This window comes from Stenotrophomonas sp. YJH_SMC_65 (genome assembly GCF_059369475.1).
In genome coordinates this window covers 350,702-377,654 of record NZ_JCAFSR010000003.1, presented here as the reverse complement: position 1 = coordinate 377,654, position 26,953 = coordinate 350,702, and the positions used below count along the sequence as shown (strand labels likewise).

Below are 26,953 nucleotides of genomic sequence, written 5' to 3'. Positions count from 1 at the left end.
GTCACCAGGAAACGGCAAGGCTGGCGGAGAGGGTGCGGCCCGGGCTGGTATAGCGGTCCAGCACGCGGCTACCCGGCGACAGCGTCGAACCCACGTTGGACCAGTCGATGTAACGCTTGTCGCCCAGGTTGAACACGCCGACGTTGAAGGTGGCGCCCGGGGCGAAGTTCCAGTGCGCCATCAGGTCGGCCACGCCGTAGCCGGCCGGGCGGTACACCGTGGCGGCGGTGACGCGGTCCTTGCGCTTGACGAAGGTACCGGCCAGTTCGACGCCCCAGGTGTCGGTGTCGTACATCAGGCCGACGGTGCCACGCAGCGGGTCGACCGAATCCAGCGGGGTGTCTTCGGTCCTGTTGTCGCCGCGCGACCAGGCCACCGAGCTGCGCAGCGCCCAGCCCTGCAGCGCCGGGCTGATCTGGCCGAAGTCGACGCCGGCCTTCATTTCGGCACCGTAGATGCGCGCATCCGCGATGTTGCGCGACTGGAACACCATCAGGCCCTGGGCGTTGGTGCCGACCAGCGACTGCGACTCGATGAAGTCCTTGTACTCGTTGTAGTAGCCGCTGAGGCTGACGTAGGCCGCTGGCGACAGGAAGCGCAGTCCCAGCTCCATGCCGTCACTGGTTTCCGGCTTCAGGTCCGGATTGGGAATGGCGGTGTAGCCGAAGGCGAAGTTGGTGAAGCCCAGGTTGACGTCGTTGTACGGCGGCGAGCGGAAGCCATGCGAATAGCCGGCAAACAGCGACCATTCGTCGGTGAAGCGATAGACCATGCCCAGCTTCGGCGAGACGCTGGTCTTGGTCAGCCTGGCCACCGCAACGCCGGGATTGTCTTCGGCGAAGATGCTGTCCACCTCCGGCTTCAGCTCGTAGCGGTCCACGCGCACGCCCGGCACCAGCGACAGCTTGCCGTTGGCCATGCGCATTTCGTCCTGTGCGTACAGGCTCAGCTCGGTGGTCTTGCTGATCGGGAAATCGCGCACCGGGAAGGCGTCGGGCAGGATGGTGGTGCTGGTCTGGCCATTGGCCAGCACCTGGTAGCCGTCGCGCTTCTGGCGGATCTCGGTATGCGCGCCCTCGAAACCGTAGGTCAGCGCGTGTTCGACGCTGCCGGTGCTGAACGCCTTGTTGAACTGCGCCTGCAGGCCGTAGACGCGCTGGTCGAAGTTGAACGCGCGGTGGCGGCGGCTGCGGTTGGCGCGGTCCTCATCGGTGATCTGGGTGGTTTCGCTGTGCTGGGTATACAGCTGCCAATGCAGGCTGTCGGCGAAGCCCTTGTCCAGCGCATCCATTTCATGGGCGAACGACACGCGGGTGCGGTTCTGCGTATCGCGCGCCTTCATGCCGGTGGTGGTGGTGCGGTCGATCGAGGACAGCACGTTGGTATCGGTGTTGTCTTCGTTGCCTTCCACGGTCAGCCGGAAGCGCTGGTCCTGGCTGGGTGCATAGACCAGCTTGGCCAGGCCACTGCGACCATCGCGGTCCTGCGGGTTGGGCGCGGTGCGGGTATTGTCGAGGCTGCGTACATCACCCTTGTTGCCGGTTTCCTGGCCCTGGCGATGGTTGATGTTGACCATGCCGCTCCAGTGTTCGCCGCCGAACGCGCTGGTCACGCCGCCGAGCAGGCCCTTCCACTCACCGTCGTAGCCGAACTTCAGGCCGACGTAGCTGTCCTTGCCATCCTTCAGATAATCGGCCGGATCCTTGGTGACGAAGGCGACCACACCCCCGAGCGCGTCGGACCCATACAGCGAGCTGGCCGGGCCGCGCACGATCTCCACGCGCTTGAGCGTATCCAGATCGGTGAAGTTGCGGTTGGCGTTGGAGAACGAGCCGATGTTGAAGCTGGTGGGCATGGCGATGCCGTCGGTCTGCACGCGCACGCGGTTGCCGTCCAGGCCACGGATGCGGATGCTGCCAAGGCCGAAGCGCGCGGCGCTGCGGCTGACCGACAGGCCCGGCTCGTAGCGCAGCAGATCCTTGATGTCCTGCACCAGGTGCCGGTCCATCTGCTCGCGGTCGATGACGTCCACGGTGGCCGCCACATCGCTCACCGCCCGCTCGGTGCGGGTGGCGGTGACCTGCACACGGTCGAATTCGCGCGCATCGGGCGCGGCGGTGGCCGCGGCAGCAGCATGGGCGGACAGCGGCAGGGCCATCCAGACGGCAAGGCAAAGGGCGGTAGGGCGGGTCATCGGGTTCGTTCGGTCAGGCAGGGGAACCCCCGGTTACCGGCACACCCGGAGGGTGCACGCGGTAGACCGAGGGGGAGAGAGCGGGAGCGGACGGGTCGCCCACCCTGCCGGCGCGGCCGGCAGGAGGGAGGGGGGCGGGCGACCAGGCCGCGATTACTTGGTCAGGATCAGCTTGTCGTTGCTGGTGTGCCGCAGGCGATAGAAGCGGTCGCCGTGCTGGATCAGGATTTCACGACGGCCCTTGAGCAGGGCTTCGCTGTCGATGACCTCTTCCGGCGGAACGACACGGACCGGACGATCGCGGAGGGTCAGCGTTTCGGGGCGCAGCAGTACAGGTTGAGCATTCATGAGCATCTGGACTCGTGCGAGGGACGAGTCAAATGATAATGATTCTCAGTTGACAATCAACAACCATTCTCAATTTGATTGATGAGATTAATGATCGAATTCTGAAATTCGATAGATCATGTCAATCAAATGGCGACGCAGCCGTGTAGAGTCGACTCTACCGAGGCCCCCGAGGCCCGGTCGGCCCCCGGGTTCAGGCGAAGGCGGCTTCGACGTCGGCCCAGCCGGCGGCGTCGACCTGCTCCAGCACCTCCAGCGCCTGCAGGTTCTGCAGCAGCTGGCTGACCCGGCTGGCACCGAGGATCACGCTGGAGACGTTCGGGTTGCGCAGGCACCAGGCGATGGCCAGCGTGGCCGGCGCCTGCCCCAGCGCACGCGCCACTTCGCTGAAGCGGCGCACCTGGGCCAGGCGGGCCTCGGCGTCGTCACCCAGCACCAGCGCCTGCAGCCATTCCATGCCCTCGCGGCCCAGCCGCGCATCGGCCGGAATGCCCTGGTCGTACTTGCCACTCAGCAGGCCCGAGGCCAGCGGCGAGAAGATGGTGGTGCCCAGGCCGGCACCGGCATACAGCGGCGCGTACTCGACCTCGACCCGTTCGCGGTGCAGCAGGTTGTACTGCGGCTGCTCCATCGACGGGCCCTGCAGGTTGCGCGCCTCGGCGATGTCCAGCGCCTGCTGGATCTGCACCGCCGACCACTCCGAGGTCCCCCAGTAGAGGATCTTGCCTTGCCGCACCAGGGTATCCATGGCATGCACGGTCTCGGCGACCGGCGCGTCCGGATCCGGGCGATGGCAGTAATAAAGGTCCAGGTAGTCCACCCGCAGGCGCTTGAGCGCCGCATGGCAGGCGTCGGTCACATGCTTGCGCGACAGGCCGCGCTGGGTCGGCCGTGGGTCCTTGGCGCTGCCGAAGAACACCTTGCTGGAGACGCAGATGCCGTCGCGCGGCAGGCGCAGGTCGGCGATCACATCGCCCATCACCTGTTCGGCGCGGCCGTTGGCATAGCCCTCGGCGTTGTCGAAGAAGTTGACGCCGTGGTCCCAGGCGGTGGCCACCAGGTTGCGGGCCTCGTCGCGCGGGATCTGGTCACCGAAGGTCACCCAGGCGCCGAAGGACAGGGCGGAAATCGGCAGGCCGGTGGAGCCCAGGCGACGGTATTGCATGCGAATCTCCTGCTGCGGGCCCGCATCCGGGCCGGGATCGAGCCCCATTCTACCTGCCGCCGCCGGCCGCAAGCCCTTGCCGTTGCTGGCCTGATCGGTACCGATAGATGCGCGCACGCTGCTTTTTCTTGCCCCGGCCCCTGCCCTGCACTAGGCTTCCCGTTTTTCGCGACGCCCCAGGGGAGTCACTCACATGGTCGAAGGTTTGGGCAGGATCGGCTTCGGCCTGTTCGGGTTGGCGGTGCTGATCGGCATCACCTGGTTGTTTTCCAACAACAAGCGTGCGGTTGACTGGAAGCTGGTTGCCACCGGTATCACCCTGCAGATCGCGTTCGCGGCGCTGGTGATCCTGGTGCCGGGCGGCCGCGACGTGTTCGATGCGCTGGGCAAGGGCTTCGTCAAGGTTCTCAGCTTCGTCAACGAAGGCTCGGGCTTCATCTTCGGCTCGTTGATGGACACCAAGAACTACGGCTTCATCTTCGCCTTCCAGGTGCTGCCGACCATCATCTTCTTCTCGGCGCTGATGGGGGTGATGTACCACCTCAACGTCATGCAGGCGATCGTGCGCGTGATGGCGTGGTCGATCACCAAGGTGATGCGCGTGTCCGGCGCGGAAACCACCAGCGTCTGCGCCAGCGTCTTCATCGGCCAGACCGAGGCGCCGCTGACCGTGCGCCCGTACATCGCCAGGATGACCCAGTCCGAGCTGCTGACCATGATGATCGGCGGCATGGCCCACATCGCCGGCGGCGTGCTGGCGGCCTATGTGGGCATGCTCGGCGGTGGCGACCCGGCGCAGCAGGCCTTCTACGCCAAGCACCTGCTGGCAGCGAGCATCATGGCCGCACCGGCCACCCTGGTCGTGGCCAAGCTGCTGATTCCGGAAACCGGCACCCCGCTGACCCGCGGCACGGTGAAGATGGAAGTCGAAAAGACCTCCAGCAACATCATCGACGCGGCCGCTGCCGGTGCCGGTGACGGCCTGAAGCTGGCGCTGAACATCGGCGCGATGCTGCTGGCCTTCATCGCCCTGATCGCGCTGCTGAACGCCCCGTTGACCTGGATCGGCGAGGTGACCGGCCTGGCCGCTGCCATCGGCAAGCCGACCAACCTGTCGACCATCTTCGGTTACGTGCTGGCCCCGATCGCCTGGGTGATCGGTACCCCGTGGGCTGATGCCACCACCGTCGGTTCGCTGATCGGCCAGAAGGTCGTGATCAACGAATTCGTCGCCTACACCGAACTGTCGCAGATCGTGAACGGCCAGGTGGCCGGCGTGAGCCTGTCCGAGGAAGGTCGCCTGATCGCCACCTACGCGCTGTGCGGCTTTGCCAACTTCAGCTCGATCGCGATCCAGATCGGCGGCATCGGCGGCCTGGCCCCGGAACGTCGCCACGACCTGGCCAAGTTCGGCCTGCGCGCGGTGTTGGGCGGTACCATTGCCACCTTCATGACGGCGACCATCGCCGGCGTGCTGACGCACTTCAGTTGAACCCTTGGTTGAGAAAAGATTCCCTATGAGCAGCAGTGTCGTTGTCGTCGGTTCCTTCAATGTCGATCACGTGTGGCGGTGTGAGTCGCTGCCGGCACCGGGTGCGACCATTGCCGGCCGCTACAGCACCGGCCCCGGGGGCAAGGGCTTCAACCAGGCGGTGGCGGCCTGCCGCGCCGGTGCCGACACGCACTTCGTGTGCGCGTTGGGCGATGACGCCGGTGGCGCCACCGCGCGTGAACTGGCTGCGCAGGATGGCTTCGCGCTGATCGCCGAGGCCAGCAGCGAACCGACCGGCACCGCGGGCATCTACGTGGACGCGCGTGGCCGCAACACCATCGTGATCGGCCCGGGTGCCAACGCCGCGCTGGGCACCGATTTCCTGCAACAGCAGCAGGCCCTGCTGACCCGCGCCAAGGTGGTGCTGGTGCAGCTGGAATCGCCGGTGCAGACCATCGAAGCGGCGCTGGCCACGGCCCGCGAGGCCGGTGTCACCACCGTGCTCAATACCGCACCGGCCGATGCGCCCTCGACCATCGGCCTGCTCAAGCTGGCCGATGTGATCACCCCGAACGAAACCGAGTTCGCTGCCCTGCTCGGCCGCCATGTCGGTGAGCGCGTGGATGCCAACGACGTCGCCGCGCTGGATGGCGCCAGCCTGCACGCGCTGTGCCGCAAGCTGGTCGGCAACGGCACCGTGGTGGTGACCCTGGGTTCGGTGGGCGTGTTCGTGTCGCATGCCGACGAGAACCTGCGCGGCGATACCCAGCCGTACTACCGCGTGGGTGCCGAACAGGTGCAGGCGATCGACACCACCGGTGCCGGTGACGCCTTCAACGGTGCGCTGGCCGCGTCGCTGGCGCAGGTGGCCGACGCCCCGTTCGCCCGCCACGTGCGCTTCGCCAACCAGTTCGCCGGCCGTTCGACCGAGAAGGAAGGCGCCGCTGCGGCGATGCCGCGCTTCACCCCGGCCGACGCTGAAGCCAGGTAATTCCACGCCACGCGTGGATGACAAGGCCCGGGTGTGCAGACACCCGGGCCATTCTTTTGCCCATTGCCCAGCCCCTGCGACCGCCTGTCGCATTGCCCACATCCTGCCCCTCGCCCACCATCCGCGCAGCTTCCTCGCACGGGCAGGACATGGACGGATTCCCCTGGCTGCTGGTCGCGGCCGCCGGCAGTGCCGTGGCGGCGCTGCTGCATATCGGCTGCATCGCCTTCGGCGCCGCGTGGTACAGGTACTTCGGTGCCGGCCAGCGCGTGGTCCGGCTGGCGCATGCGGGGCACTGGTGGCCACCGCTGATGACCGCCGGCATCACTGCCGTGCTGGTGGCCTGGACCCTGTACGCACTGGCCGCCGCGGGCTGGCATTCGCCGCTGCCGGCCAGCCGCCTGGTCCTGCCCGGCATCGCCGCGCTGCTGTTGCTGCGTGCCGCGATGGGCTTCGGCCTGGCGCTGTTCCGGCCGGGGTACAACGGCACGCGCTTCTGGGCGGTCAGCTCGCTGGTCTGCCTGGGCCTGGGGCTGGCCTTCGCGCTGGGTACCCGCCAGGCCTGGCAGAGCCTGGGGTAGCCGCCCACCATCGCCCGCCCGTGGGGGCGGCGGAAGCAACCGTCAAGCATCTGCTGATGCCGGTACGGCATGAGGTCGGTGCCGATCGGCCTGAACCGGACCGCGCGCGGCACGGCCGCACCGCCGCCCGCACCCTACAATGGGCGCATGCAGATCGGCCCGTACACCATTGCCCCCAACGTCGTGCTGGCACCCATGGCCGGCGTCACCGACAAGCCCTTCCGCCTGCTGTGCAAACGGCTGGGTGCGGGACTGGCCGCCTCGGAAATGACCATCAGCGACCCGCGCTTCTGGAACACGCGAAAGTCGATCCACCGCATGGACCATGACGGCGAGCCGGCCCCGATCAGCGTGCAGATCGCCGGCACCGAGCCGCAGCAGCTGGCCGAGGCCGCGCGCTACAACGTCGACCACGGCGCGCAGATCATCGACATCAACATGGGCTGCCCGGCCAAGAAGGTGTGCAACGCGTGGGCGGGCTCGGCGCTGATGCGCGACGAGCAGCTGGTGGCGCGCATCCTCGAAGCCGTGGTCAACGCAGTGGACGTGCCGGTCACGCTGAAGATCCGCACCGGTTGGGACTGCGACCATCGCAATGGCCCGGTGATCGCCCGCATCGCCGAGGCCAGCGGCATCGCCGCACTGGCCGTGCATGGCCGCACCCGCGACCAGCATTACACCGGCCAGGCCGAGTACGCCACCATCGGCGAGATCAAGGCTGCGCTGCGCATCCCGGTGATCGCCAACGGTGACATCGATTCACCGCAGAAGGCCGCCCACGTGCTGCAGCAGACCGGGGTGGATGCAGTGATGATCGGCCGCTCCGCGCAGGGCCGGCCGTGGATCTTCCGCGAAGTGGCGCACTACCTTGCCACCGGCGAGGAACTGCCACCGCCGTCGCTGGCGGAAGTGCGCGACATCCTGCTCGGCCACCTGCATGCGCTGCATGCGTTCTATGGCGAGCCGCAGGGCGTGCGCATCGCGCGCAAGCACCTGGGCTGGTATGCCAAGGACCGGCCGGAGAACGCCGCCTTCCGCGCCGTGGTCAACCGTGCCGAAGACCCGCAGGGCCAGATCGCGCTGACCACGGAATACTTCGACCGCCTGATCGCCGGGGAACCGGCGCTGTCTTCGGCCGCCTGACCGCCCCCGCCGCGTCGCAACGTCGAGCCTGCTCGACCGAATTGAACTCCGAGAGCCCGCCTCCATGACCCCGCCGATCTCCTCTCCGACCTACCTGCACGGATTTTCCGGCACCGAACAGCAGCGCCTGATGACCCAGGCCCGGCTGCTGGAATCGAGCATCTTCGGCCAGATCGACTACAGCGGCGCGCGGCGCCTGCTGGAAGTCGGCAGTGGCGTCGGTGCGCAGACCGAGATCCTGCTACGCCGCTTCCCCGAGCTGCACGTGACCGGCGTGGACCTGAGCGAAACGCAGCTGGCCACCGCGCGCGAGAACCTGGCGCGCACGCCGTGGTGCAGCGACCGATACACCCTGCAGCAGGCCGACGCCGGCGAGCTGCCGTTCGAGGCACGCAGCTTCGACTCGGCGTTCCTGTGCTGGGTGCTGGAACACGTGCCTTCACCGGCGCGGGTGCTGAGCGAAGTGCGCCGCGTGCTGGCACCGGGTTCGCCGGTCTACATCACCGAAGTGATGAATGCCTCGTTCCTGCTCGACCCGTACTCGCCGCACATCTGGCGCTACTGGATGGCCTTCAACGACTTCCAGTACGACCATGGCGGTGACCCGTTCGTCGGTGCAAAGCTGGGCAACCTGCTGCTGGCCGGCGGCTTCCGCGACGTGCACACCGAGATCAAGACCATCCACCTGGACAACCGCGAACCGGCGCGTCGCAAGACGATGATCGCGTTCTGGGAACAGCTCCTGCTGTCGGCCGCCGACCAGCTGCTGCAGGCCGGCTCGGTGGACGAGGAAACCGTGGAAGGCATGCGCCGCGAGTTCCGCCTGGTGCAGAACGACCCGAACGCCGTGTTCTTCTACTCGTTCGTCCAGGGCCGCGCCACGGTGTATTGATCCGGTGTTCTGCTGCCGATCGGGGCCGTAGAGCCACGCCATGCGTGGATCCAGTGATCAATGCACGGCGGTGTGGTCGGCCGCGCCCGGCGCCGCCGCCGGCTCCTGCCAGATCCGCTGCCACATCGCCGCCAGGCGGCGACCGGCGTCGGCACGCGCGGCGGGACTGCTGTAGTCCACCCGCACCTGCTTGGGAACGATCGCCCGCCACTGCCCGTCGGCCTGCCCGGCCACGACGAAGTTGAAGGTGTAGTCCGGCTCCAGCCCCATGCGCAGGTCACTCAGCACCAACCGGCCGTCAACCACCTGCGCACGCATGAAACCGCGGTTGAACCACGTCAGCTGCTGCACCGCCGGGATGGCCTGCGCTTCGCGCAAGGCCTGTACGTTGGACGCATGGCCTTCGAACCGCATCGGCCCGTGGTCGGCCACCAGCGAGCGGTCACCCACCACGTAGCCATTGGGCGTCATCGCCACCACCCGCCACAGCAGGGTGTTGAACGGCATCGGTACCGAGAAGCGCGGCGCATCGCCCAGGCCCATCGCGGCCAGGCTCTGCTGTGCGGCACGGTCGACCTGTGACTTGGCGATCAGGCCCCAGCCCAGGTAGCCACTGCTGAGCAGCAGGGCCACGCCCAGCACCCTGCCCGCCCAGGGCCGGGCGCGGCCGAACCAGGCCAGCACGCAGCCCAGCAGAAGCCACACCGTATACCCCGGGTCGATGATGAAGACACTGGATCCCATGGTCGGATGCGGGCGCAGCGGCCACCACAACTGGGTGCCATACACGGTGAACGCATCCAGCACCGGATGGGTGACCAGCGCCAGCTGGATCGCCCAGAACCAGCGCAGCGGTGACTGCGCGACGCGGCCATTGCCGAAGCGCTTGAACAGCCACCAGATCAATGCCGCCACCCATGGCAGTACCAGCAGCGAATGACTGAAACTGCGGTGCTCGATCATGTTCGCCACCGGATCGGCTGCGGTGAAACCGAGCCACAGCGCGTCGAGGTCCGGCAGGGTGCCAAGCGCGGCACCAGCGAGCAGGGCCGCACGGCGATGTCCGGGCGGGGCGATGGCAGCGGCGACGGCGCCACCGAGCACGATCTGGGTCAGGGAGTCCATGGGCCGATGCTAGCGGCTTGCGGGTGGTGCATGTAGAGCCGAGCCCATGCTCGGCTGCGCTTCGTTCTGCGCCACGTCAGCCGAGCATGGGCTCGGCTCTACAGTAGGACAGACGCGCGTTACGCCGCCTGCGACAACCGCGCGCCTGACAGTTCCACCAGGGTCTGGCCGTTGTGGTCGAGCAGGCGCAGCGCACCATCATGGTCCTCGGCCAGTGCGGTCAGGCTCTCCACCCAGTCGCCGTCGTTGGCGTAGACCAGGCCATCGCGTTCGACCAGCGCCGCGCGGTGGATGTGGCCGCAGACGATGCCATCCAGGCCGCGCCGGCGCACGTCGTCCAGCCCGGCCTGCACGAAGCGCTCGATGTAGCGTTCGGCGGCCCCGCTGCGCTTCTTCAGGAACTCCGACAGCGACCAGTAGCGCATGCCAAGCCGGCGCCGTACCGCGTTCAGCGCCTGGTTGCCGGTCAGGATGCGGTAGTACAGCCAGTCGCCGAACTTTTCCTGCAGGCCACCGAAATGGGTCACGCCGTCGTAGTCGTCGCCATGCGCGACCAGCAGCCGGCGGCCATCGGCGGTCACGTGGATGGCACGGCGGCGCACCTGCATGGCCGGCAACATCAGCCCGCACACCTGGCGCAGCGAGGCATCGTGGTTGCCGGGAATGTAGATGATCTCGGTCCCTGCACGGCGCAGCGCGTGCAGGGCCTGGATGACTTCGCTGTGCGACTGCCGCCAGTTGGCGCGGCGATGCGCCATCCACCACAGGTCGATGATGTCGCCGACCAGGTACAACCGCTCGCAGCGCAGCTGCGAGAGGAACCGCGCCAGTTCGGTGGCGTGGCAATGACGTGAGCCCAGGTGCACGTCGGAGACGAACACTGCGCGCCGGTGCGGCGACAGGTTCGCCAGCGTGCTCATGCCGGCGCACCCGCGTCGCGCAGGTAGCGTTTGCGCTTGTTCGGCCGGATCGCGCACAGGTCCACTTCGATCAGGCCGTCGATCGAATCGCTGAAGTCCGGGTCCACGCCGAAGGCGAGGAAGCGCGCGCCGCCGGGTTCGCACAGATCGGTGTACTGGCGGTACAGCGTCGGCACGCCGGTACCCAGTGCGGCCAGGTTGGCCTTGAGCACATCGAACGCGGCACCCGCATCCAGCTCGCCGAAACTTGGCGGTGCGGCGAAGTACTGGAAGGGGCGGTTCGATTCGGCCAGCCCGGCGGTTCCGCCGTAGTAGCGCTGGTAGTAGGCCACCAGCTGCTCGCGCGCATCGCGCGGCAGCGCTGCGCTGATCGAGACCGCGCCGAACAGGTAGCGGATGCCCGGCCGGCACTGCAGGTAGGCGCCGATGCCCTGCCACAGGTAGTCCAGGCTGCGGCTGCCCCAGTAATCGGGCACCACGAAGCTGCGGCCCAGCTCCAGGCCCTCGGCAATGTGGGTGATGGCATCGTCGGAATAGCGGAACAGCGACGCGCTGTAGAGCCCGGACAGGCCGTGCCGGGCCAGGGCCTGGGCGCCGCGCATGATGCGGTAGGCACCGGCAATGCGCTGCGCCGCCGCGTCCCAGATCACGATGTGCTCGTACTGCGGATCGTAGGCGTCCAGGTCGCGGCTGCGCCCGGTGCCCTCGCCCACCTGGCGGAAGGTCAGCTCGCGCAGGCGGCCCAGTTCCAGCAGCAGCGGTGAATCGGCGGTACAGGTCGCCAACAGGATCTGCTTGCCATCGGCGGTCTGGCCCAGCTGGGTGGCCGCAGCAATGCCGGCGGCGACCTGCGAAGGCGGCACCGGAGACGCCAATGGCTCGGGGCCTGCGCACGCAGCGGCATTGCCGGCCGCGCCGTTGCGGCCCAGCGCGTACAGCGCGCGGCGCACCGCCAGCAGCTGTGCGCCCGGGTCACCGCCCTTGCCCAGCTGCATCGGCTCGCCGATGCTCAGCCGCAGCGGGCGGCCACGACGGGCGAACATTTCGCGCGCCAGCAGCGCGGTGCCGGCCGGCTTGAACAGGGTCGAGGCGCCGTAGAACAGCGCCGAGTTGCGCGCTTCCACCCGCACCGGCAGCACCGGCGCAGCGGCCGCGCGGGCAAAGCGGACGAACCCGCGCTGCCAACGGCCATCGCGGATGCCGCGCAGCGACAGGCGCGAGACCTCGCCGGCCGGGAACACGATCACGCACTGCTCGGCGGCCAATGCTTCCTCCACCGCATGCAGGCTGCCGCGCCGGGCCTTGCCACCGAGGATGCGCACCGGCAGCAGCAGGTCCTGCAGCGGCGCGATCGCCCCCAGCAGATCGTTGGCCACGATCCGCACGTCGCGGCGGATACGGCCAACCGCGTCCAGCAGTGCGAGGGCATCCAGTGCCCCGGAGGGGTGGTTGGCGACGATCAGCAGGCGGCCGGTGGCCGGGATCCTGGCCAGCGCGGCCGGATCCACCTGGTACTGGCCGCCGATGAATTCCAGGCCGGCGGCGACGAAACCGAAGCCGCGCAGTCCTGAGCTGCGCTGCAGGAAGGCTTCGATCTGGTCCAGGCGCGACCAGCGCCCGACGCTGCGCAGCAGCGGCCGCGCCAGTTGGCCGCGACGGCCATGGAACCAATCGGGGAAACGTTGCTGGAGACGCTGTTCGAGTTCCTGCATGGCGGATCCACTGATGCCCGGCGGCCGGATTGGCCGACAGCCTGCGCCCGGCAGGCGGCAGCCAGATGGCGGTTTCGGGGCAGAACGATGACGGCCGGCCCGCCTTCGCGGCGAGGTCGCCGCCTGCGCGGTCGGGGCCGGCAGCCGTCCCGTCTGTTGTCACGCTGGTGGAACACTGGGCCTCAAGGCTGGGCCCCAATCCCCAAGGGACGGCCCCTCCAGGCCTACGCGGGCTTAACCACCGGCAACCGGCACAGGTTCACAATGCACAGGCGGCGCACCCCGTGTATCATGCGCGCCCATCTTTCCATCCGAATCAAGGGATATTACGCCTGATGTCCAGCTATCTCTTCACCTCCGAGTCGGTCTCCGAAGGCCATCCGGACAAGGTTGCCGACCAGATCTCCGATGCGGTGCTGGACGCGATCCTGACCCAGGACCAGCGCGCCCGCGTGGCCTGCGAGACCATGGTCAAGACCGGCGTTGCCATCGTGGCCGGTGAAATCACCACCAGCGCCTGGATCGACCTGGAAGCGCTGACCCGCAAGGTCATCACGGACATCGGCTACGACAGCTCCGACGTCGGTTTCGACGGCGCCACCTGCGGCGTGCTGAACCTGATCGGCAAGCAGTCGCCGCACATCGCCCAGGGCGTGGATCGCAAGAAGCCGGAAGAAATGGGCGCTGGCGACCAGGGCCTGATGTTCGGCTATGCCACCAACGAGACCGACAGCTACATGCCGGCCGCGATCCACCTGTCGCACCGCCTGGTCGAGCAGCAGGCCAAGATCCGCAAGAAGAAGAACTCGCCGCTGTCGTGGCTGCGTCCGGACGCCAAGAGCCAGGTCACCCTGCGCTATGAAAACGGCGTGGTCTCGGCCATCGACGCCGTGGTCCTGTCGACCCAGCACGCCCCCGGCATCAAGCAGAAGGACCTCATCGAGGCCGTCCGCGAAGAGATCATCAAGCCGGTGCTGCCGGCCAGGTGGCTGCACAAGGGCACCAAGTTCCACATCAACCCGACCGGCAAGTTCGAGATCGGTGGCCCGGTGGGCGACTGCGGCCTGACCGGCCGCAAGATCATCGTCGACACCTACGGCGGCTGGGCCCGTCACGGTGGTGGTGCCTTCTCCGGCAAGGACCCGTCCAAGGTCGACCGTTCGGCAGCCTACGCGGCCCGCTACGTCGCCAAGAACGTGGTGGCCGCCGGCCTGGCCGACCGTTGCGAAGTGCAGGTCTCCTACGCCATCGGCGTGGCTGAGCCGACCTCGATCTCGGTCACCACCTTCGGCACCGGCAAGATCAGCGACGACAAGATCGAGAAGCTGATCCGCAAGCACTTCGACCTGCGCCCGTACGGCATCATCAAGATGCTGGACCTGGTGCACCCGATGTACCAGCAGACCGCGGCCTACGGCCACTTCGGCCGCAAGCCGAAGGAGTTCAGCTACCTCAACGGCGAAGGCGAGACCGTCAACGCCACGGCCTTCTCCTGGGAGAAGACCGACCGCGCCGCCGCCCTGCGCGCCGATGCGAAGCTGAAGTAAGAAACACGAAGGGCCGCTCACGCGGCCCTTCTGCTTTCTGGTAGAGCCGGCCGCTGGCCGGCTTTTTCATGGCCTTCGGGAAACAATCGCGTGATTGCCGGCCAGCGGCCGGCACTACCCGGTTGCCGATACAATCGCCGCATGTCGACCGAACTGAAAACCCACCAGCTGTCCATGACCGTGCTGATGTCGCCGGAGATGGCCAATTTCTCCGGCAAGGTCCACGGCGGCGCCATCCTGCGCTTGCTCGACCAGGTTGCCTACGCCTGCGCCAGCCGTTACGCCGGCAGCTACGTGGTCACCCTGTCGGTGGACCAGGTGATGTTCCGCCAGCCGATCGCGGTGGGCGAGCTGGTCACCTTCCTGGCCTCGGTGAACCATACCGGCACCTCGTCGATGGAGATCGGCATCAAGGTGGTGGCCGAGGACATCCTCAAGCGCAGCGTGCGCCACGCCAACAGCTGCTTCTTCACCATGGTGGCCGTGGATGAGGAAGGCCGGCCGACGCCCGTCCCGCCCCTGCAGCCGGCGACGTCCGACGAGAAGCGCCGCCAGGCCGCCGCGCAGATCCGCCGCCAGCTGCGCCAGGAAATGGAACAGCGCCATCTGGAACTGCTGGCATCGAATCCGCCGTCACCGGAGGAATGAGGTAGTGCCGGCCGCTGGCCGGCAACCTCGCGCGCGCTGCCGGACATCATGAGGTTGCCGGCCAACGGCCGGCACTACCATTGCGAATTCGCCGGGCCATGCCCGGCGGATGCGGATCAACCGGTGTTCTGCACGCCCTGCGCAACACCGTTCACGCAGGCCACCAGCGCGCGCAGCAACCCGTCATCCTCGCGCCCGCTGGCCCGCCAGCGCTGCAACAGGTCCACCTGCAGCACGCTGATCGGATCGACGTAGGGATTGCGCAGGCGGATCGACAGCGCCAGCCGCGCATCGTGGTCGAGCAGCGTCCGCTGGTCCATCAGCGCCAGCAGCCAGTGCCGGGTGAGTTCCAGTTCGCGCTGCACCTGCGGGAAGAAGTGCCCGTGCCGTTCACCCGACAACAGCGAAAACTGCTCGGCGATGGTGATATCGCCCTTGGACAGCACCATCGCGATGTCGTCCAGGAAGGTGCGGAAGAACGGCCAGTCCCGCGCCATCTCGCGCAGGGTCTGTTCGTGGCCGGCAGCAACCGCCGCCTGCAGGCCACTGCCCACGCCGTACCAACCGGGAATCACCGCGCGCGCCTGGCTCCAGGCGAACACCCAGGGAATCGCACGCAGGTTGCCCAGCGCGGCGTCCTGGCCGAGCCGGCGCGATGGCCGCGAGCCCAGCGTCATGCGTTCGATCACGTCGATCGGCGTGGCGGTGCGGAAGTAGTCCATGAAACCGGCCTGGCCAACGAACGCGCGATACACCTCGCTGCTGGCCGATGCCACCGCGTCCATCACCGGTCGCCACTCATCCTCGCGCGGCTCGGCGGCACGCGGGCGCAGGCTGGCACGCAGCACCGCACCGGTGGCCTGCTCCAGCGAGCGCAGGGCCAGCGCACGGATGCCGTACTTGCGATGGATCACCTCGCCCTGCTCGGTCACCCGCAGGCGGCCATCGATGCTGCCGCGCGGCGATGCGTCCACCGCGTGCGTGGTCTTGCCGCCACCGCGGCTGATCGAGCCGCCACGGCCATGGAAGAAGGTCAGGCGGATGCCGGCCTCGGCCGCCACCTCCAGCAGCTCCACCTGTGCACGCTGCAGGCCCCAGCGCGATGCGGCGATGCCACCGTCCTTGCTGCTGTCCGAATAGCCCAGCATCACCATCTGCACGTCATCGCGCGCTTGCAGGTGCGCGCGATAGATCGGGTCGGCCAGCAGATCACGCAGGGTCGCGGTGCCGCGCTTGAGGTCCTCCACCGTCTCGAACAGCGGCGCGATATCCAGCGGTACTGATCCGTTCTCTTCCACCAGGCCGCCACGGCGCGCCAGCGCCAGCACCGCCAGCACGTCGCTGCGGTCATGTGCCATCGAGATGATGTAGCTGCCCAGTGCATCGCCACCATGCCGCGCACGGGCATCGGCCAGCGCGGCGAACACGGCGTCCAGTCGCCGGTTGCCTTCGTCGTCGCCCTTCGGCAACGGCGCGTCACCACTGGCATGCGGCGCCAGCAGGCGTGCGCGGCCCAAGGCATCCAGACCGTCCCACGCTGCGTCGCCGCCCAGCACCGTGGCCAGCGCGCGCGCGTGCACGCTCGATTCCTGGCGCACGTCCAACCGCGCCAGGTGGAAGCCGAAGGTCTTCACCCGCCACAGCAGGCGCTGCACGGCGAAGCCACCGGCATGTTCGCCGCGGTTGGCGCGCAGGCTGTCGAGGATCAGCTGCAGGTCGTCGATCAGTTCGTCCGGGCCGGCGTAGGCGCCCTCGCCATCGTCCAGCGTTGCCTGCAGGCGTGCGCGCATGCGGTCGTTGAGCAGGCGGTACGGCATGTCGGCATGGCGCGGGCGCGACTGCACCTGCGGCAGCAGCTGCTGGTAGTGCGCCACGCGCGCCTGCAGCGCCTCGCTCACGCCCACCCGCTCGGTGGACTGGCTGAGCAGGCTGGCCAGCTGCAGCAGTTCCTTCTGGTAGCGACCCAGCACGGCCTGCCGCTGCGCGTCCAGCGTAGTGCGGATGGTGTGGGCATCCACGTTCGGGTTGCCGTCCATGTCGCCGCCCACCCACGTACCGAAGCGCAGCAGGCGCGGCAGCGGCAGTTCTTCGCCGTAGGTATCGCGCAGCGCCTGCTGCAGCGATTCGTACAGCACCGGGATCACCCGGTACAGCACCTGCACCAGATAGAAGCCGACGTGCTCGCGCTCGTCATCGACGGTAGGCCGCACCGGCGAGGAATCGGTGGTCTGCCACGAAGCGGTCAGCGCCATGCGGAAGCGCGCAGCATCGGCGGCCGCTTCCCCCGGCGTGCGCTGGCCGTCGAGGTTGTCGACCAGGCTGGCCACCATCAGCTGCTCTTTCTCCAGCAGCGCGCGGCGCACCGCTTCGGTCGGGTGCGCGGTGAACACCGGTTCGATGTCGATGCGCGGCAGCCACTGCGCCAGCTCATCCAGGCCCACGCCCTGCGCCTTCAGATGCTGCAGCGCATCCTGCAGGCCGTCGGGCTGCGCCCCGGCGGTACCGGCACGCTGGTAATCACGGCGGCGGCGGATGCGATGCACGCGCTCGGCGATGTTGACCACCTGGAAGTAGGTGCTGAAGGCCCGCACCATGGTCTCGGCCTGCTGCGGCGTGCGCCCGGCCAGCCCTTCGGCCAGCTCCGACAGGGGCGCCTGGTTCTCGCGGCGGGCAATGGCGCGGGTGCGCACGTCCTCGACATCGTCGAGAAAAGCGGCCGAAACCTGTTCGACCAGCAGGTCACCGACCAGTGCGCCGAGCCGGCGCACGTCATCGCGAAGCGGAAGATCGGGGGAAGCAAACTCGATGCTGCTGCGGTACTCGTTCATCGGCGACGCACAGGCCTCGGTCAACAGATCCAGACCCCAAGCCTATCCCAGATCGGGCGTCGTGCTGCGATGCAAGAATGGTTTCATCTGCACGTATCCATGGCGGACGCAGCCGAGCATGGGCTCGGCTCTACAAGCGTCATGGCGCGTGACACCGTGTAGCGCCCGAGCCCATGCTCGGGCGGCGGCGCAGCCGCACAGGCGGCCGCTGTTGCAGCGGCCACCCTCATGCACGTATCAGCGCTTCTTCTTCGCCGTGCCCTGCTCGGCCGGGCCGATGGTCTGCTCCAGCCAGCGCTCGCTCTCGGCCAGCATGGTCATGATCGATTCGCGTGCGCGGTAGGCATGCGATTCGTTGGGCAGCATCACCAGCCGCGCGGTGCCACCCAGGCCCTTCACCGCCGCGAACATGCGCTCGCTCTGGATCGGGAACGTGCCGGAGTTGTTGTCGTCCACGCCGTGGATGAACAGGATCGGATCCTTGATCCTGTCGGCGTAATTGAACGGCGCCATCTTCTGGTAGACGTCCTGCGCCTGCCAGTAGTTGCGCTCCTCGGCCTGGAAGCCGAACGGCGTGAGCGTGCGGTTGTAGGCGCCGCTGCGCGCAATGCCCGCCTTGAACAGGCGGGTGTGTGCCAGCAGGTTGGCCGTCATGAACGCACCGTACGAATGGCCACCAATGGCGATGTGATCGCGGTCGGTCACGCCACGCCGCACCACTTCATCCACGGCCGCCTCCGCATTGGCCACCAGCTGTTCGATGTAGGTGTCGTTCGGCTCCTTGTCGCCCTCGCCGATGATCGGCATCGACGGGCTGGCCAGCACCACGTAACCCTTGGCCAGGAACGCCTGCGGACCCCAGTAGCTGACCGCATTGAAGCGATACGGCGAATCGGTCACCTGGCTGGCCGCGGCCGCGCTCTTGAACTCGCCCGGGTAGGCCCACATCAGCAGCGGGCGCGGGCCGTCGCGCTTCGGGTCGTATCCCGGCGGCAGCAGCAGGGTCGCGGTCAGGTCGACGCCGTCCTTGCGCTTGTAGCGGATCTGCTCCTTCTGCACACCCTTCAGCTGCGGCAGCGGATGCGCGAAATGGGTCAGCGCGCGCGGTGCGCTCCCAGCATCGACCAGCGACTGCACGTAGAAGTTGGCCGGCTCGTCCGGGCTCTCGCGGCTCAGCAGCAGCGAACTGCCCTGCTTGTCCAGCAATGCCACCGGCAGCGCATAGCTCGGTGCCTGCGAGTGGAACAGGCGCGTTGCCTTGCCCGTGGCGATGTCGAAGCGGTCCACGAACGGACGGTCGCCTTCCGGCGAAGCACCGGCGCCGGCCAGGTACAGGCTGCCGCCATCGGCGCTGGTCTGCAGCAGCGAACGGCCGCGCTCGTCGCTGGCCCGCAGCGGCCGGCCCGGATCGGCGTAGCGGTCCTGCGCATCGCGATCCCACAGCAGGCGCGGTTCGGCGCTGGCATTGTCCGGGGCGATCAGCCAGGTCTTGGTCCTGCGGGTCTTCCACCACGATTCGGTCAGCAGGGCCAGGTCGCCACGGCCCCAGCTGATACCGGCCAGGCGGCTGCCCAGCTGGGCCAGCGTCACCGGCGGTGTGTCGAACGGCGCGGCCTGCATCAGCACCGCATCGCGCACCTTGGCATCCCTGTTCGGGTCGCCACCATCCTGCGCTTCGGCCCAGACCAGGGTCGCGTCGGCATCACCACGCCAGCCGATGTCACGCACGCCGGTCACTTCGGCGTCGTTGCCGGTCGGCAGGCCTTCCACCAGCGGACGCACGGCGACGGTATGCACCAGCTTGCCGCTGGCACGGTCGATCACTTCAATGCGGCGCGGGAAACTGCTCACCGGCACCACGTAGGAATACGGGCGCTGCACCGGTTGGCGCAGCACGAAGCGGCCATCCGGCGACACGGAGAAGCCCATGAAGATCCCGGCCGCGCCGATCGGGCGGGTGCTGCCATCCAGGCTGACTTCCACCGGCTGTGTGGTGGCGTAGTAGTCGAACTGGCGCGCGTCAGCCTCGTTCTTCAGCAGGTCCTGGTAGGTACGGATCGACACCACGCCATCGCCCCGGCGGGTCTGCTGCACGGCCGGGCCGGTCGGGATGCCGTCGGTGGCCGGGGCCGCACCGAGGTTGGCCGGGCGGGTGAACACCACCAGCCCGCGGCTGTCCGGCAGCCACTGGTAACCGCTGCCGATCACCGTGTTCAAGCCGGCAACCAGGCGGCGGGCGCTGCCGGCGGCCACGTCCACCAGCCACAGTTCGTTGGCGCCGCTGGTGGCGTCGACCTGGTTGAAAGCGAGCCACTTCTGATCCGGAGACCACATCAGGCTGGCGATCGACAGCGTGGCCGGCAGGCCGCTGATCTGCCGTTCCTTGCCAACGGCCACGTTCATCAGCCACAGCTTCTCGCCGAAGCTGAAACGGCTGTCGGAGAACGTGCGCGGGTTGATGCGCAGGCCGGCCAGCTTCAGTTCCGGCTGCGCCACCACCCGGATCGACGGCAGCGACGGCATCTGCATCAACGCGGCCATGTCGCGGCGAGGCGACAGGTGCAGCGACGGCGCGCGCGGTGCGTCGACCACCGCCTGCAGCGCCGCCGAGGGCAGTTCGTAGCCATTGGCACCCTGCGCCTGTGCTGCAGCGGGCTGTGGGGCCAGCGCCCAGGCCAGCGGGGCCACGGCCAGCAGTCCCATCGACAGGACCAGGCCGGTCCAGCGCCGCGTACGGCGCGCGTGCATGCTCATCGTTCTACCTGCGTGATGCGTGAAAGCACCGACCTTAACAGGCCGTGCACGCGCCCCCATCTGCCGATGGTTGGGTCATCCGGATGTCATGCCGGGGCCGCGATATAATGGGGGTTCTCCCCTGCCGAGGGGCGCTGCGACCGGATCCGATGAGGCCCGGCCAGGCTCGGTAAGGTGGCTTTGTAACAACGGCGCCCGGCTAGATGCGAGCACCCGCTCGCCCACAACCGGAGCACACGAATGAACGCTGTTGCCAAGACCTTCTCCACCGAAGGTGATTACAAGATCCGCGACATCACGCTGGCCGACTGGGGCCGCAAGGAACTGGACATCGCCGAGCACGAAATGCCGGGCCTGATGTCGATCCGCCGCAAGTACCAGGCCGAGCTGCCGCTGAAGGGCGTGCGCGTGACCGGCTCGCTGCACATGACCATCCAGACAGCGGTGCTGATCGAGACCCTGAAGGACATCGGCGCCGACGTGCGCTGGGCCTCGTGCAACATCTTCTCGACCCAGGACCACGCGGCTGCCGCCATCGCCGCCACCGGCACCCCGGTGTTCGCCTGGAAGGGCGAGACCCTGGAAGAGTACTGGGACTGCACCCTGGACGCGCTGACCTTCACCCTGGCCGACGGCACCCTGACCGGCCCGGAACTGGTGGTGGACGACGGCGGTGACGTGACCCTGCTGATCCACAAGGGCTACGAACTGGAAAACGGCAGCGACTGGGTCAACACCGCGTCCGCCTCGCACGAAGAACAGGTCATCAAGAACCTGCTCAAGCGCGTTGCCAAGGAGCGCCCGGGTTACTGGGGCCGCGTGGTCAAGGACTGGAAGGGCGTCTCCGAAGAGACCACCACCGGCGTGCACCGCCTGTACCAGCTGGCCCAGGCCGGCACCCTGCTGATCCCGGCGATCAACGTCAACGACTCGGTCACCAAGAGCAAGTTCGACAACCTGTATGGCTGCCGCGAGTCGCTGGCCGACGGCCTGAAGCGCGCGATGGACGTGATGCTGGCCGGCAAGGTAGCCGTGGTCTGCGGCTACGGCGATGTCGGCAAGGGCTGCGCCGCGTCGCTGCGTGCCTACGGCGCGCGCGTGATCGTCACCGAGATCGACCCGATCTGCGCCCTGCAGGCGGCGATGGAAGGCTATGAAGTCAACACCATCGAATCGACCCTGGGCCGTGCCGACCTGTACGTCACCACCACCGGCAACCGCGACATCATCCGCATCGAGCACCTGAGCGCGATGAAGGACCAGGCCATTGTCTGCAACATCGGCCACTTCGACAACGAGATCCAGGTCGACGCACTGGTGTCCTTCGCCGGCATCAAGCATGTCAACATCAAGCCGCAGGTCGACAAGTACATCTTCCCGAACGGCAATGCGATCTTCCTGCTGGCCGAAGGCCGCCTGGTGAACCTGGGCTGCGCCACCGGCCACCCGAGCTTCGTGATGTCCAACAGCTTCGCCAACCAGACCCTGGCACAGATTGACCTGTGGGCGAACAAGGACAGCTACGAGAAGAAGGTGTACCTGCTGCCGAAGAAGCTGGACGAAGAAGTGGCTCGCCTGCACCTGGAAAAGATCGGCGTGAAGCTGACCACCCTGAGCCAGGAACAGGCCGACTACATCGGCGTGCCGGTGGAAGGCCCGTTCAAGCCGGACCACTACCGCTACTGATCGTGCGCGGTGCCGGCCAGCGGCCGGCACTACCGGCGCAGGCGGGGTCGGATCCCTTTCCGCAGGAAAGGGCGCTGACCCCGGCAACAGATGCAGACAGAACGGGCGCCTTCGGGCGCCCGTTCTGCGTTGCGTCGCCCCGCAGCAGATCCGCGCGCCCTGTCACAGTGCCCTAAGAAGCCGCTTGCTAGTCTCTATGCCCCCATGGACTGCCAACTGCAGGCCATGCGCCGGGACGCAGACAGCAAAGGACAGGACATGCCGCGCAACAATGACCGAGTGACCCGGGCGATGAAGCCCCTGATGATCCTGTGCTGGGTGGCCCTGCTGGCCGCCTGCAGCCCGCCTGGCAGCGATGCCGGTGCCAGCGCACCGGCAGCGAACACCGGCCAGGCAAGCACCGACGGCAAGGCAATCAGCACCCCGGCAGCGGCCACGGGCAGCAGCGCTGCCTGCGCCGAGGGGGCATCACAGGTGCAGACCCTGATCTGCAACGACCCCGCCCTGTTGCAGCAGGAAGCCGAGCTGGCCAAGGCTGAAGCCTCCGCACGCGACACCCTCGATGCCGCCGGCAAGGCCAAGCTGCAGGCCGAGCAGCAGCGCTGGATCCAGCATACGCGCGACCTGTGCGGTGACGCGCACTGCCTGCAACAGGTATTTGCCGATCGCCTCAAGGTGCTCTCGGCCACGCGCGACGGCCTGGTCGACCAGGACGCCTGCGAAGTGCCCGACGGCCAGCAGCAGTGCGTGGACCTGCTGGTGCTGCGCGACCCCAACAGCCAGTTGGCGAACTTCAACACGCTGCTGGGAGAAAACGGCCAGGAAGGCCGCCTGCTGGGCTGTACGGCCGCCACCAACGTGGGCGGTGGCCCCAACGCCGTGCTGGCGGCCAACTGCATCCAGGAAACCACCGCCGGCAAGCGCAACGTGCAGTTGTGCAGCAACCAGATGGTCGGCCAGTTCGCCCTCGTACCGGCATCGGCCGCCTACGGCACCCAGGCCGTCCGCCAGCTGCTCGGCTTTACGCAGCAGCACTGCGCCGGCTGACATCCGCTGGGTGCGCCCGGCGCTTTTTCCCACATTGAAGGACGATGACCATGGCAAAGGATTCCACCCTTACCCGCGAACAGCTGTCCACGCTGTTCCTCAACACGGAGCTGGGCGGCAACACCCGCCACCTGGACCACTTCTCATACGCGCAGAAAGGCGCAAGCACCTACTCGTTTGGACTGGTGCAGTTCGATGTCGGCGGCAATCCACAGGCCAGGCGTTTCCTGCGCGACAACGGCTTCACCGCCGCTGACATCGAACTGCTGTCCCAGCAGGGCGGATTGAGCACCCGGCAGCTGGCGGCGCTTGACGCCAAGTTGCAGGCCATTCCGCAGGCGAAGATGGACCAGCTCACCAACGACAAGCTGGACAGCGCCATCGAGCGCGTCGATGAAGCCATCGCCAAGGTGCGTGCCACCAACCCGGCCGCCGCCGATGCCATCGCGGCCAACCCCGAACTGCAGCTGGCCATGGCCGACTATGACAACCAGTTCGGCGGCATGGGCCCGCAGTTCATCAGCTATCTGGCCGGCAACGCGGAAAAGCTGCAGGGCGGTACGGTCCAGGCCGGCAATCCACCGACCCGCGGCGACGTGCAGAACTTCGTCGATGCCACCAAGTACGGCATCCAGTCGCCGGCCGCGGTGACCAGCCGCGATGAGCGCTTCGACCGGGCCATGACCCAGCTGGGCATCACCCCCACCCATGCCCCCTCGCACGGGTCGCCCGGCGCGCCCGGCGCGCCCGGCGGCAACGGCGTACTGGTCAGCGGCGCCAGGGGCGATGAGGTAAAAGCGATGCAGCAGAAGCTGGCCGACCTGGGCTATCTGGGCAAGGACGGCAAGCCACTGGTAGCCGATGGCGATTTCGGGCCCGGCACCCTGGAAGCGGTCAAGCAGTTCCAGCGTGAGCACCAGCTCACCGTCGATGGCAAGGTCGGTGCCACCACCCTGGGTGCGCTCGACAAGGCCATCGCGCAACAGCAACAGCAGGCCGCCGAACCGACCATGGCCACCCCCGGCCACGCCGACAACCCGCGTTACCAGCAGGTCGTGGAAAAGCTGGAAACGCTGGAAGAACAACGCCGCCAGGGTGGCCTGGCGCCACTGTTCAATGACCGCAGCCAGCTCGAGAACGCCGCAGGCCTGGTGGCTTACGAGTCCAAGCTGGCCGGCATGAGCCAGGTCGATACCGTGCTGGCGCGGCCGGACAACCAGGGCGTGTTCGCCGTGCAGGGCCAGCTTGGCGATCCCGCCATGCACCGCACTTACGTCGATCTGTCGCAGGCGGCGAACCACACGCTGCAGGACAGCACGCGGCATAGCCAGGCGCTGGACAACGAACTGTCGCAGCGACAGACCCAGGAACAGATTCAGACGCAGCAGTCGATGTCGCGCTGACGCGGGATGCCGACGATCACAGCCGGGACGGGCGCCTTCGGGGGCCCGTCCTGCGTTGATGCGCGAGTTTCGGTCAAGGCAATATCCCTACCTCGCGCTAGGATGCGCCCATGACCCCGGCCATCAACCTGCTCAAGCGCGAGAAGATCGCCCACACCGTGCGCAGCTACGTGCACGACGCCCACGCCGAATCGTATGGCGGCGAAGCCGTCGACAAGCTCGGCCTCGACCCGGCCCAGGTGTTCAAGACCCTGCTGGCCAGCACGGAAGCACACGAACTGCTGGTGGCGATCGTGCCGGTCGCCGGCCAGCTCGACCTGAAGGCGCTGGCCGAAGCCGCCGGCTGCAAGAAGTGCGAGATGGCCGCCGCCGATGCCGCACAGCGCGCCACCGGCTACCTGGTCGGTGGCATCAGCCCGCTGGGGCAGAAGAAGCGCCTGCGCACGTTCCTGGACACCAGTGCCGAAGCGCTGCCCGCGCTGCATGTCAGCGCCGGGCGCCGTGGCCTCGAGGTAGAACTGGCACCGGCCGATCTTCTGCGCCTCACCGCCGGCCACTACGCTGCCATCGGCAAGTCACGCTGATGCGCTGGCCGTGGTCTGCAGCGCCGGTACCCCGGCTCGACGATGCACAGGCCGACGTGCTGCTGCAGGACCTGCTGTCGCGCGATGCCACGCGCATCACCGATGCCGCACGCACGGTGGCACGGCTGTTCAGCACCGCGTCGTTGGACGCGTTGGTCGCACATGTGGATACGATCGAACGCAGCTGCGAGGGCATCGCCCTTGGCGGCATGCTGATCAGCAACCAGGCGCACCTGAAGGCGGCCCTGGAACGGCTGCGCTACTGGCGGGCGCGTGAGGGGTGCCTGTGCGCACTCTACCCTTCCTATGTGTTCTTCAACCCTGCACCGCTGCTGGAACAGGGCCACGTGCTGCTGCTCGGACGAGGCGAGGCCGAGGATGGCTGGGGTGAGTGCTACCGGGTGACGTGCACGTCCTGCACGCAGCCGTGGAGCGCCACCGAGCGTGAATACCACTACCCGTGGTGGGAGTGGAAGCGCCTCTGACAGTGATGCAGCCACGCACGGCGTGGCTCCGCTGCGGTACGTCCAGATCCATGCCATGCGTGGATGACGCTCACTCCACGAATTCATACCGCATCGGCATGCGCACGAGGGTCAACGCCGGCACCGTACCCTTCGCATCGGCAAGGCTGAAACGCCAGCCCTGCAGCTCCTCCGCTGCAGCGTCATCCAGCAACGCATGACCGCTGGAGGTCTCCACGATCACGGCCGCAACGCGCCCCCGCGCATCGACCAACGCCTTCAGCATGCTGCGGCCGGACAGCCCCTGCCGCATGGCCTCCACCGGATAGCGCGGCGACACGCCGTGTGGAGGCAGCCAGGGAATACCTTCACCCGCGAACAGATCCCGGTTGCTGCGTGCCGCGCAGGACGTCGGCAGGCGCAGCTGCAGGGATACCTGCACCTCATTCACGGTCACGTGCGCCGGCGCGGCGCAGGCATGCTGCACCAGCGCCTCCAGCATTCGTTGCTGCCGACGCAGCGCGTTGCCATTGGCCGCCGCCACTTCAATCACGCAGCGGCCGTCCTGCGGCTGCATCGACAGCGCGGTCACGCCCGCATCGCGCAGCCCGGGAAGGCGTGCCATGGGTTCGCAGGCCATCCCGGCAGAGGGCTTCGCGGCCAGTACCGGGGTGGCGGGCAGCGTGCCCGCCAGCAACATCAGGATCATCCTTGCCCAGACCGCCATGCCCCGCCCTCCTTGGGTTTGCCTGGCCCGATCATAGCGCGCGCCTGGGATCGGATCCCCTCCTCAGGGAAAGGCTTCGACCGGGGGCTCGAATGATCGGGTCAGAGCCCTGCGATGCGGGGATCCGACCCCGGCCGCCAGTTGGCGTTGTTCTCCCAGAACTCCACCGAGCGCCGGTAGGCCTCCTTGTCCAATGGCACGCCGGAACCGCCCTCCTCCACGCCCAGCGCATTGCGCATCATGGTGATCGGCGCCATCGGCACTTCTTCCGGTTCGGCGGTGTAGATGCAGCCGACGATGCCCCAGTCGGCTTCGATCGGTGAGCCTTCCCTGGCCAGCTGCTCGGCGTTGTACAGGATCACCACCAGGTAGTTCGCGCGCGGCGACTCCACGCCCTCGAACCAGCGCACCAGTACCGGCAGTTCCTCGCGGTTGCGCGCTTCGTAGCCGCTGCGCAGCTGGTGGCGGTTGGCCTCGGTGACCGGCACCGTCAGGCAGCGCGTGCTGGTCCAGTTCTCGTAGACGAACAACTTGCAGAACGGGGCGTAGCCGTCGAGCACCTTCAGCGGCGCGTGCGCATTGAGGTGTGCCTCGAACTGCTCGGCAGTGCAGTCCTGGATGGTATTGCCGCGTGGCACGCGCGGGAACAGGCGGGGACGGGCGAAATCGGTGAGGACGATGGACATGGCGCGGCGTGATCTG

At 67.7% G+C, this 26,953-nt stretch carries 22 protein-coding genes and 1 riboswitch; of the genes, 12 read left to right on the top strand and 10 right to left on the bottom strand.

Annotated features, from left to right (window positions below):
• Position 1 precedes the first annotated feature (1 nt).
• From AC5P7A_RS07640 to AC5P7A_RS07630, 3 genes are all read right to left on the bottom strand, one after another.
• Positions 2-2,194 carry a TonB-dependent hemoglobin/transferrin/lactoferrin family receptor gene (locus AC5P7A_RS07640; protein WP_495220010.1) on the bottom strand — a complete coding sequence of 731 codons (2,193 nt, stop codon included), beginning with the start codon at positions 2,192-2,194 and terminating at the stop codon, positions 2-4.
• Positions 2,195-2,347: 153 nt separating this feature from the next.
• Positions 2,348-2,542, bottom strand: a complete 195-nt coding sequence (hemP, locus tag AC5P7A_RS07635; protein ID WP_005412278.1) for a hemin uptake protein HemP — start codon at positions 2,540-2,542, stop codon at positions 2,348-2,350.
• A 193-nt stretch (positions 2,543-2,735) separates the two neighbouring features.
• A complete protein-coding gene (locus AC5P7A_RS07630) occupies positions 2,736-3,707 on the bottom strand; it encodes an aldo/keto reductase (RefSeq protein ID WP_495220009.1) in 972 nt (323 codons plus the stop codon).
• 193 nt (positions 3,708-3,900) lie between these two features.
• Between AC5P7A_RS07630 and AC5P7A_RS07625 the strand changes: the two genes are divergently transcribed.
• From AC5P7A_RS07625 to AC5P7A_RS07605, 5 genes are all read left to right on the top strand, one after another.
• Positions 3,901-5,199: a NupC/NupG family nucleoside CNT transporter gene (locus AC5P7A_RS07625; protein ID WP_014645968.1), complete on the top strand. Its 1,299-nt coding sequence runs from the start codon at positions 3,901-3,903 to the stop codon at positions 5,197-5,199.
• A 25-nt stretch (positions 5,200-5,224) separates the two neighbouring features.
• Positions 5,225-6,190: a ribokinase gene (locus AC5P7A_RS07620; protein WP_014645967.1), complete on the top strand. Its 966-nt coding sequence runs from the start codon at positions 5,225-5,227 to the stop codon at positions 6,188-6,190.
• Positions 6,191-6,339: 149 nt separating this feature from the next.
• Entirely contained in the window at positions 6,340-6,771 is a 432-nt protein-coding gene (locus tag AC5P7A_RS07615) for a hypothetical protein (RefSeq protein WP_049406097.1), read from the top strand.
• A gap of 147 nt (positions 6,772-6,918) precedes the next feature.
• Positions 6,919-7,914 carry a tRNA dihydrouridine synthase DusB gene (dusB, locus tag AC5P7A_RS07610; RefSeq protein ID WP_046428891.1) on the top strand — a complete coding sequence of 332 codons (996 nt, stop codon included), beginning with the start codon at positions 6,919-6,921 and terminating at the stop codon, positions 7,912-7,914.
• Positions 7,915-7,978: 64 nt separating this feature from the next.
• The gene (locus tag AC5P7A_RS07605; RefSeq protein WP_005415318.1) at positions 7,979-8,806 is read left to right on the top strand and encodes a class I SAM-dependent methyltransferase; all 828 of its coding nucleotides are present in this window, start codon (positions 7,979-7,981) and stop codon (positions 8,804-8,806) included.
• Between the two features lie 57 nt (positions 8,807-8,863).
• On the opposite strand, the gene AC5P7A_RS07600 is transcribed toward AC5P7A_RS07605, so the two are convergent.
• The 3 genes from AC5P7A_RS07600 to olsF all read right to left on the bottom strand — a co-directional run bounded on the left by AC5P7A_RS07600 (position 8,864) and on the right by olsF (position 12,563).
• Entirely contained in the window at positions 8,864-9,931 is a 1,068-nt protein-coding gene (locus AC5P7A_RS07600) for a metal-dependent hydrolase (protein WP_049440175.1), read from the bottom strand.
• 119 nt (positions 9,932-10,050) lie between these two features.
• Positions 10,051-10,851, bottom strand: coding sequence for a UDP-2,3-diacylglucosamine diphosphatase (locus tag AC5P7A_RS07595; protein ID WP_495220008.1), 801 nt, complete (start codon positions 10,849-10,851; stop codon positions 10,051-10,053).
• On the bottom strand, positions 10,848-12,563 hold the full coding sequence (gene olsF, locus AC5P7A_RS07590; RefSeq protein WP_014645963.1) for a bifunctional ornithine lipid synthase OlsF: 1,716 nt from the start codon (positions 12,561-12,563) through the stop codon (positions 10,848-10,850). The genes AC5P7A_RS07595 and olsF overlap by 4 nt, the downstream gene beginning before the upstream one ends.
• A gap of 335 nt (positions 12,564-12,898) precedes the next feature.
• On the opposite strand from olsF, the gene metK reads away from it, so the two are divergent.
• Together metK and AC5P7A_RS07580 are read left to right on the top strand one after the other, a co-directional pair.
• Positions 12,899-14,110, top strand: coding sequence for a methionine adenosyltransferase (metK, locus tag AC5P7A_RS07585; protein ID WP_495220007.1), 1,212 nt, complete (start codon positions 12,899-12,901; stop codon positions 14,108-14,110).
• 141 nt (positions 14,111-14,251) lie between these two features.
• Positions 14,252-14,758: an acyl-CoA thioesterase gene (locus AC5P7A_RS07580; protein ID WP_010481883.1), complete on the top strand. Its 507-nt coding sequence runs from the start codon at positions 14,252-14,254 to the stop codon at positions 14,756-14,758.
• Between the two features lie 116 nt (positions 14,759-14,874).
• On the opposite strand, the gene ppc is transcribed toward AC5P7A_RS07580, so the two are convergent.
• Complete coding sequence (gene ppc, locus AC5P7A_RS07575; RefSeq protein WP_329857992.1) at positions 14,875-17,586, bottom strand: phosphoenolpyruvate carboxylase; 2,712 nt, start codon at positions 17,584-17,586, stop codon at positions 14,875-14,877.
• Between the two features lie 237 nt (positions 17,587-17,823).
• Positions 17,824-20,340 (bottom strand): S9 family peptidase, encoded by a 2,517-nt coding sequence (locus AC5P7A_RS07570; RefSeq protein ID WP_495220006.1) that lies wholly within the window; start codon positions 20,338-20,340, stop codon positions 17,824-17,826.
• Between the two features lie 120 nt (positions 20,341-20,460).
• Positions 20,461-20,544, top strand: a riboswitch (S-adenosyl-L-homocysteine riboswitch).
• Positions 20,545-20,580: 36 nt separating this feature from the next.
• On the opposite strand from AC5P7A_RS07570, the gene ahcY reads away from it, so the two are divergent.
• The 5 genes from ahcY to AC5P7A_RS07545 all read left to right on the top strand — a co-directional run bounded on the left by ahcY (position 20,581) and on the right by AC5P7A_RS07545 (position 25,545).
• On the top strand, positions 20,581-22,026 hold the full coding sequence (gene ahcY / locus AC5P7A_RS07565) for an adenosylhomocysteinase (protein ID WP_014645960.1): 1,446 nt from the start codon (positions 20,581-20,583) through the stop codon (positions 22,024-22,026).
• A gap of 258 nt (positions 22,027-22,284) precedes the next feature.
• Entirely contained in the window at positions 22,285-23,073 is a 789-nt protein-coding gene (locus tag AC5P7A_RS07560; RefSeq protein WP_495220005.1) for a lysozyme inhibitor LprI family protein, read from the top strand.
• Between the two features lie 50 nt (positions 23,074-23,123).
• Positions 23,124-24,476 (top strand): peptidoglycan-binding protein, encoded by a 1,353-nt coding sequence (locus AC5P7A_RS07555; protein ID WP_495220004.1) that lies wholly within the window; start codon positions 23,124-23,126, stop codon positions 24,474-24,476.
• Positions 24,477-24,586: 110 nt separating this feature from the next.
• A complete protein-coding gene (ybaK, locus tag AC5P7A_RS07550; protein ID WP_053494932.1) occupies positions 24,587-25,060 on the top strand; it encodes a Cys-tRNA(Pro) deacylase in 474 nt (157 codons plus the stop codon).
• Positions 25,060-25,545 (top strand): hypothetical protein, encoded by a 486-nt coding sequence (locus tag AC5P7A_RS07545; protein WP_032956702.1) that lies wholly within the window; start codon positions 25,060-25,062, stop codon positions 25,543-25,545. The genes ybaK and AC5P7A_RS07545 overlap by 1 nt, the downstream gene beginning before the upstream one ends.
• Before the next feature lie 70 nt (positions 25,546-25,615).
• Here the strand turns inward: AC5P7A_RS07545 and AC5P7A_RS07540 are convergent, their stop codons facing one another.
• Positions 25,616-26,251 carry an energy transducer TonB gene (locus tag AC5P7A_RS07540; protein WP_227864286.1) on the bottom strand — a complete coding sequence of 212 codons (636 nt, stop codon included), beginning with the start codon at positions 26,249-26,251 and terminating at the stop codon, positions 25,616-25,618.
• Positions 26,252-26,352: 101 nt separating this feature from the next.
• Positions 26,353-26,937 (bottom strand): DUF3228 family protein, encoded by a 585-nt coding sequence (locus AC5P7A_RS07535; protein ID WP_014645954.1) that lies wholly within the window; start codon positions 26,935-26,937, stop codon positions 26,353-26,355.
• Positions 26,938-26,953 lie beyond the last annotated feature (16 nt).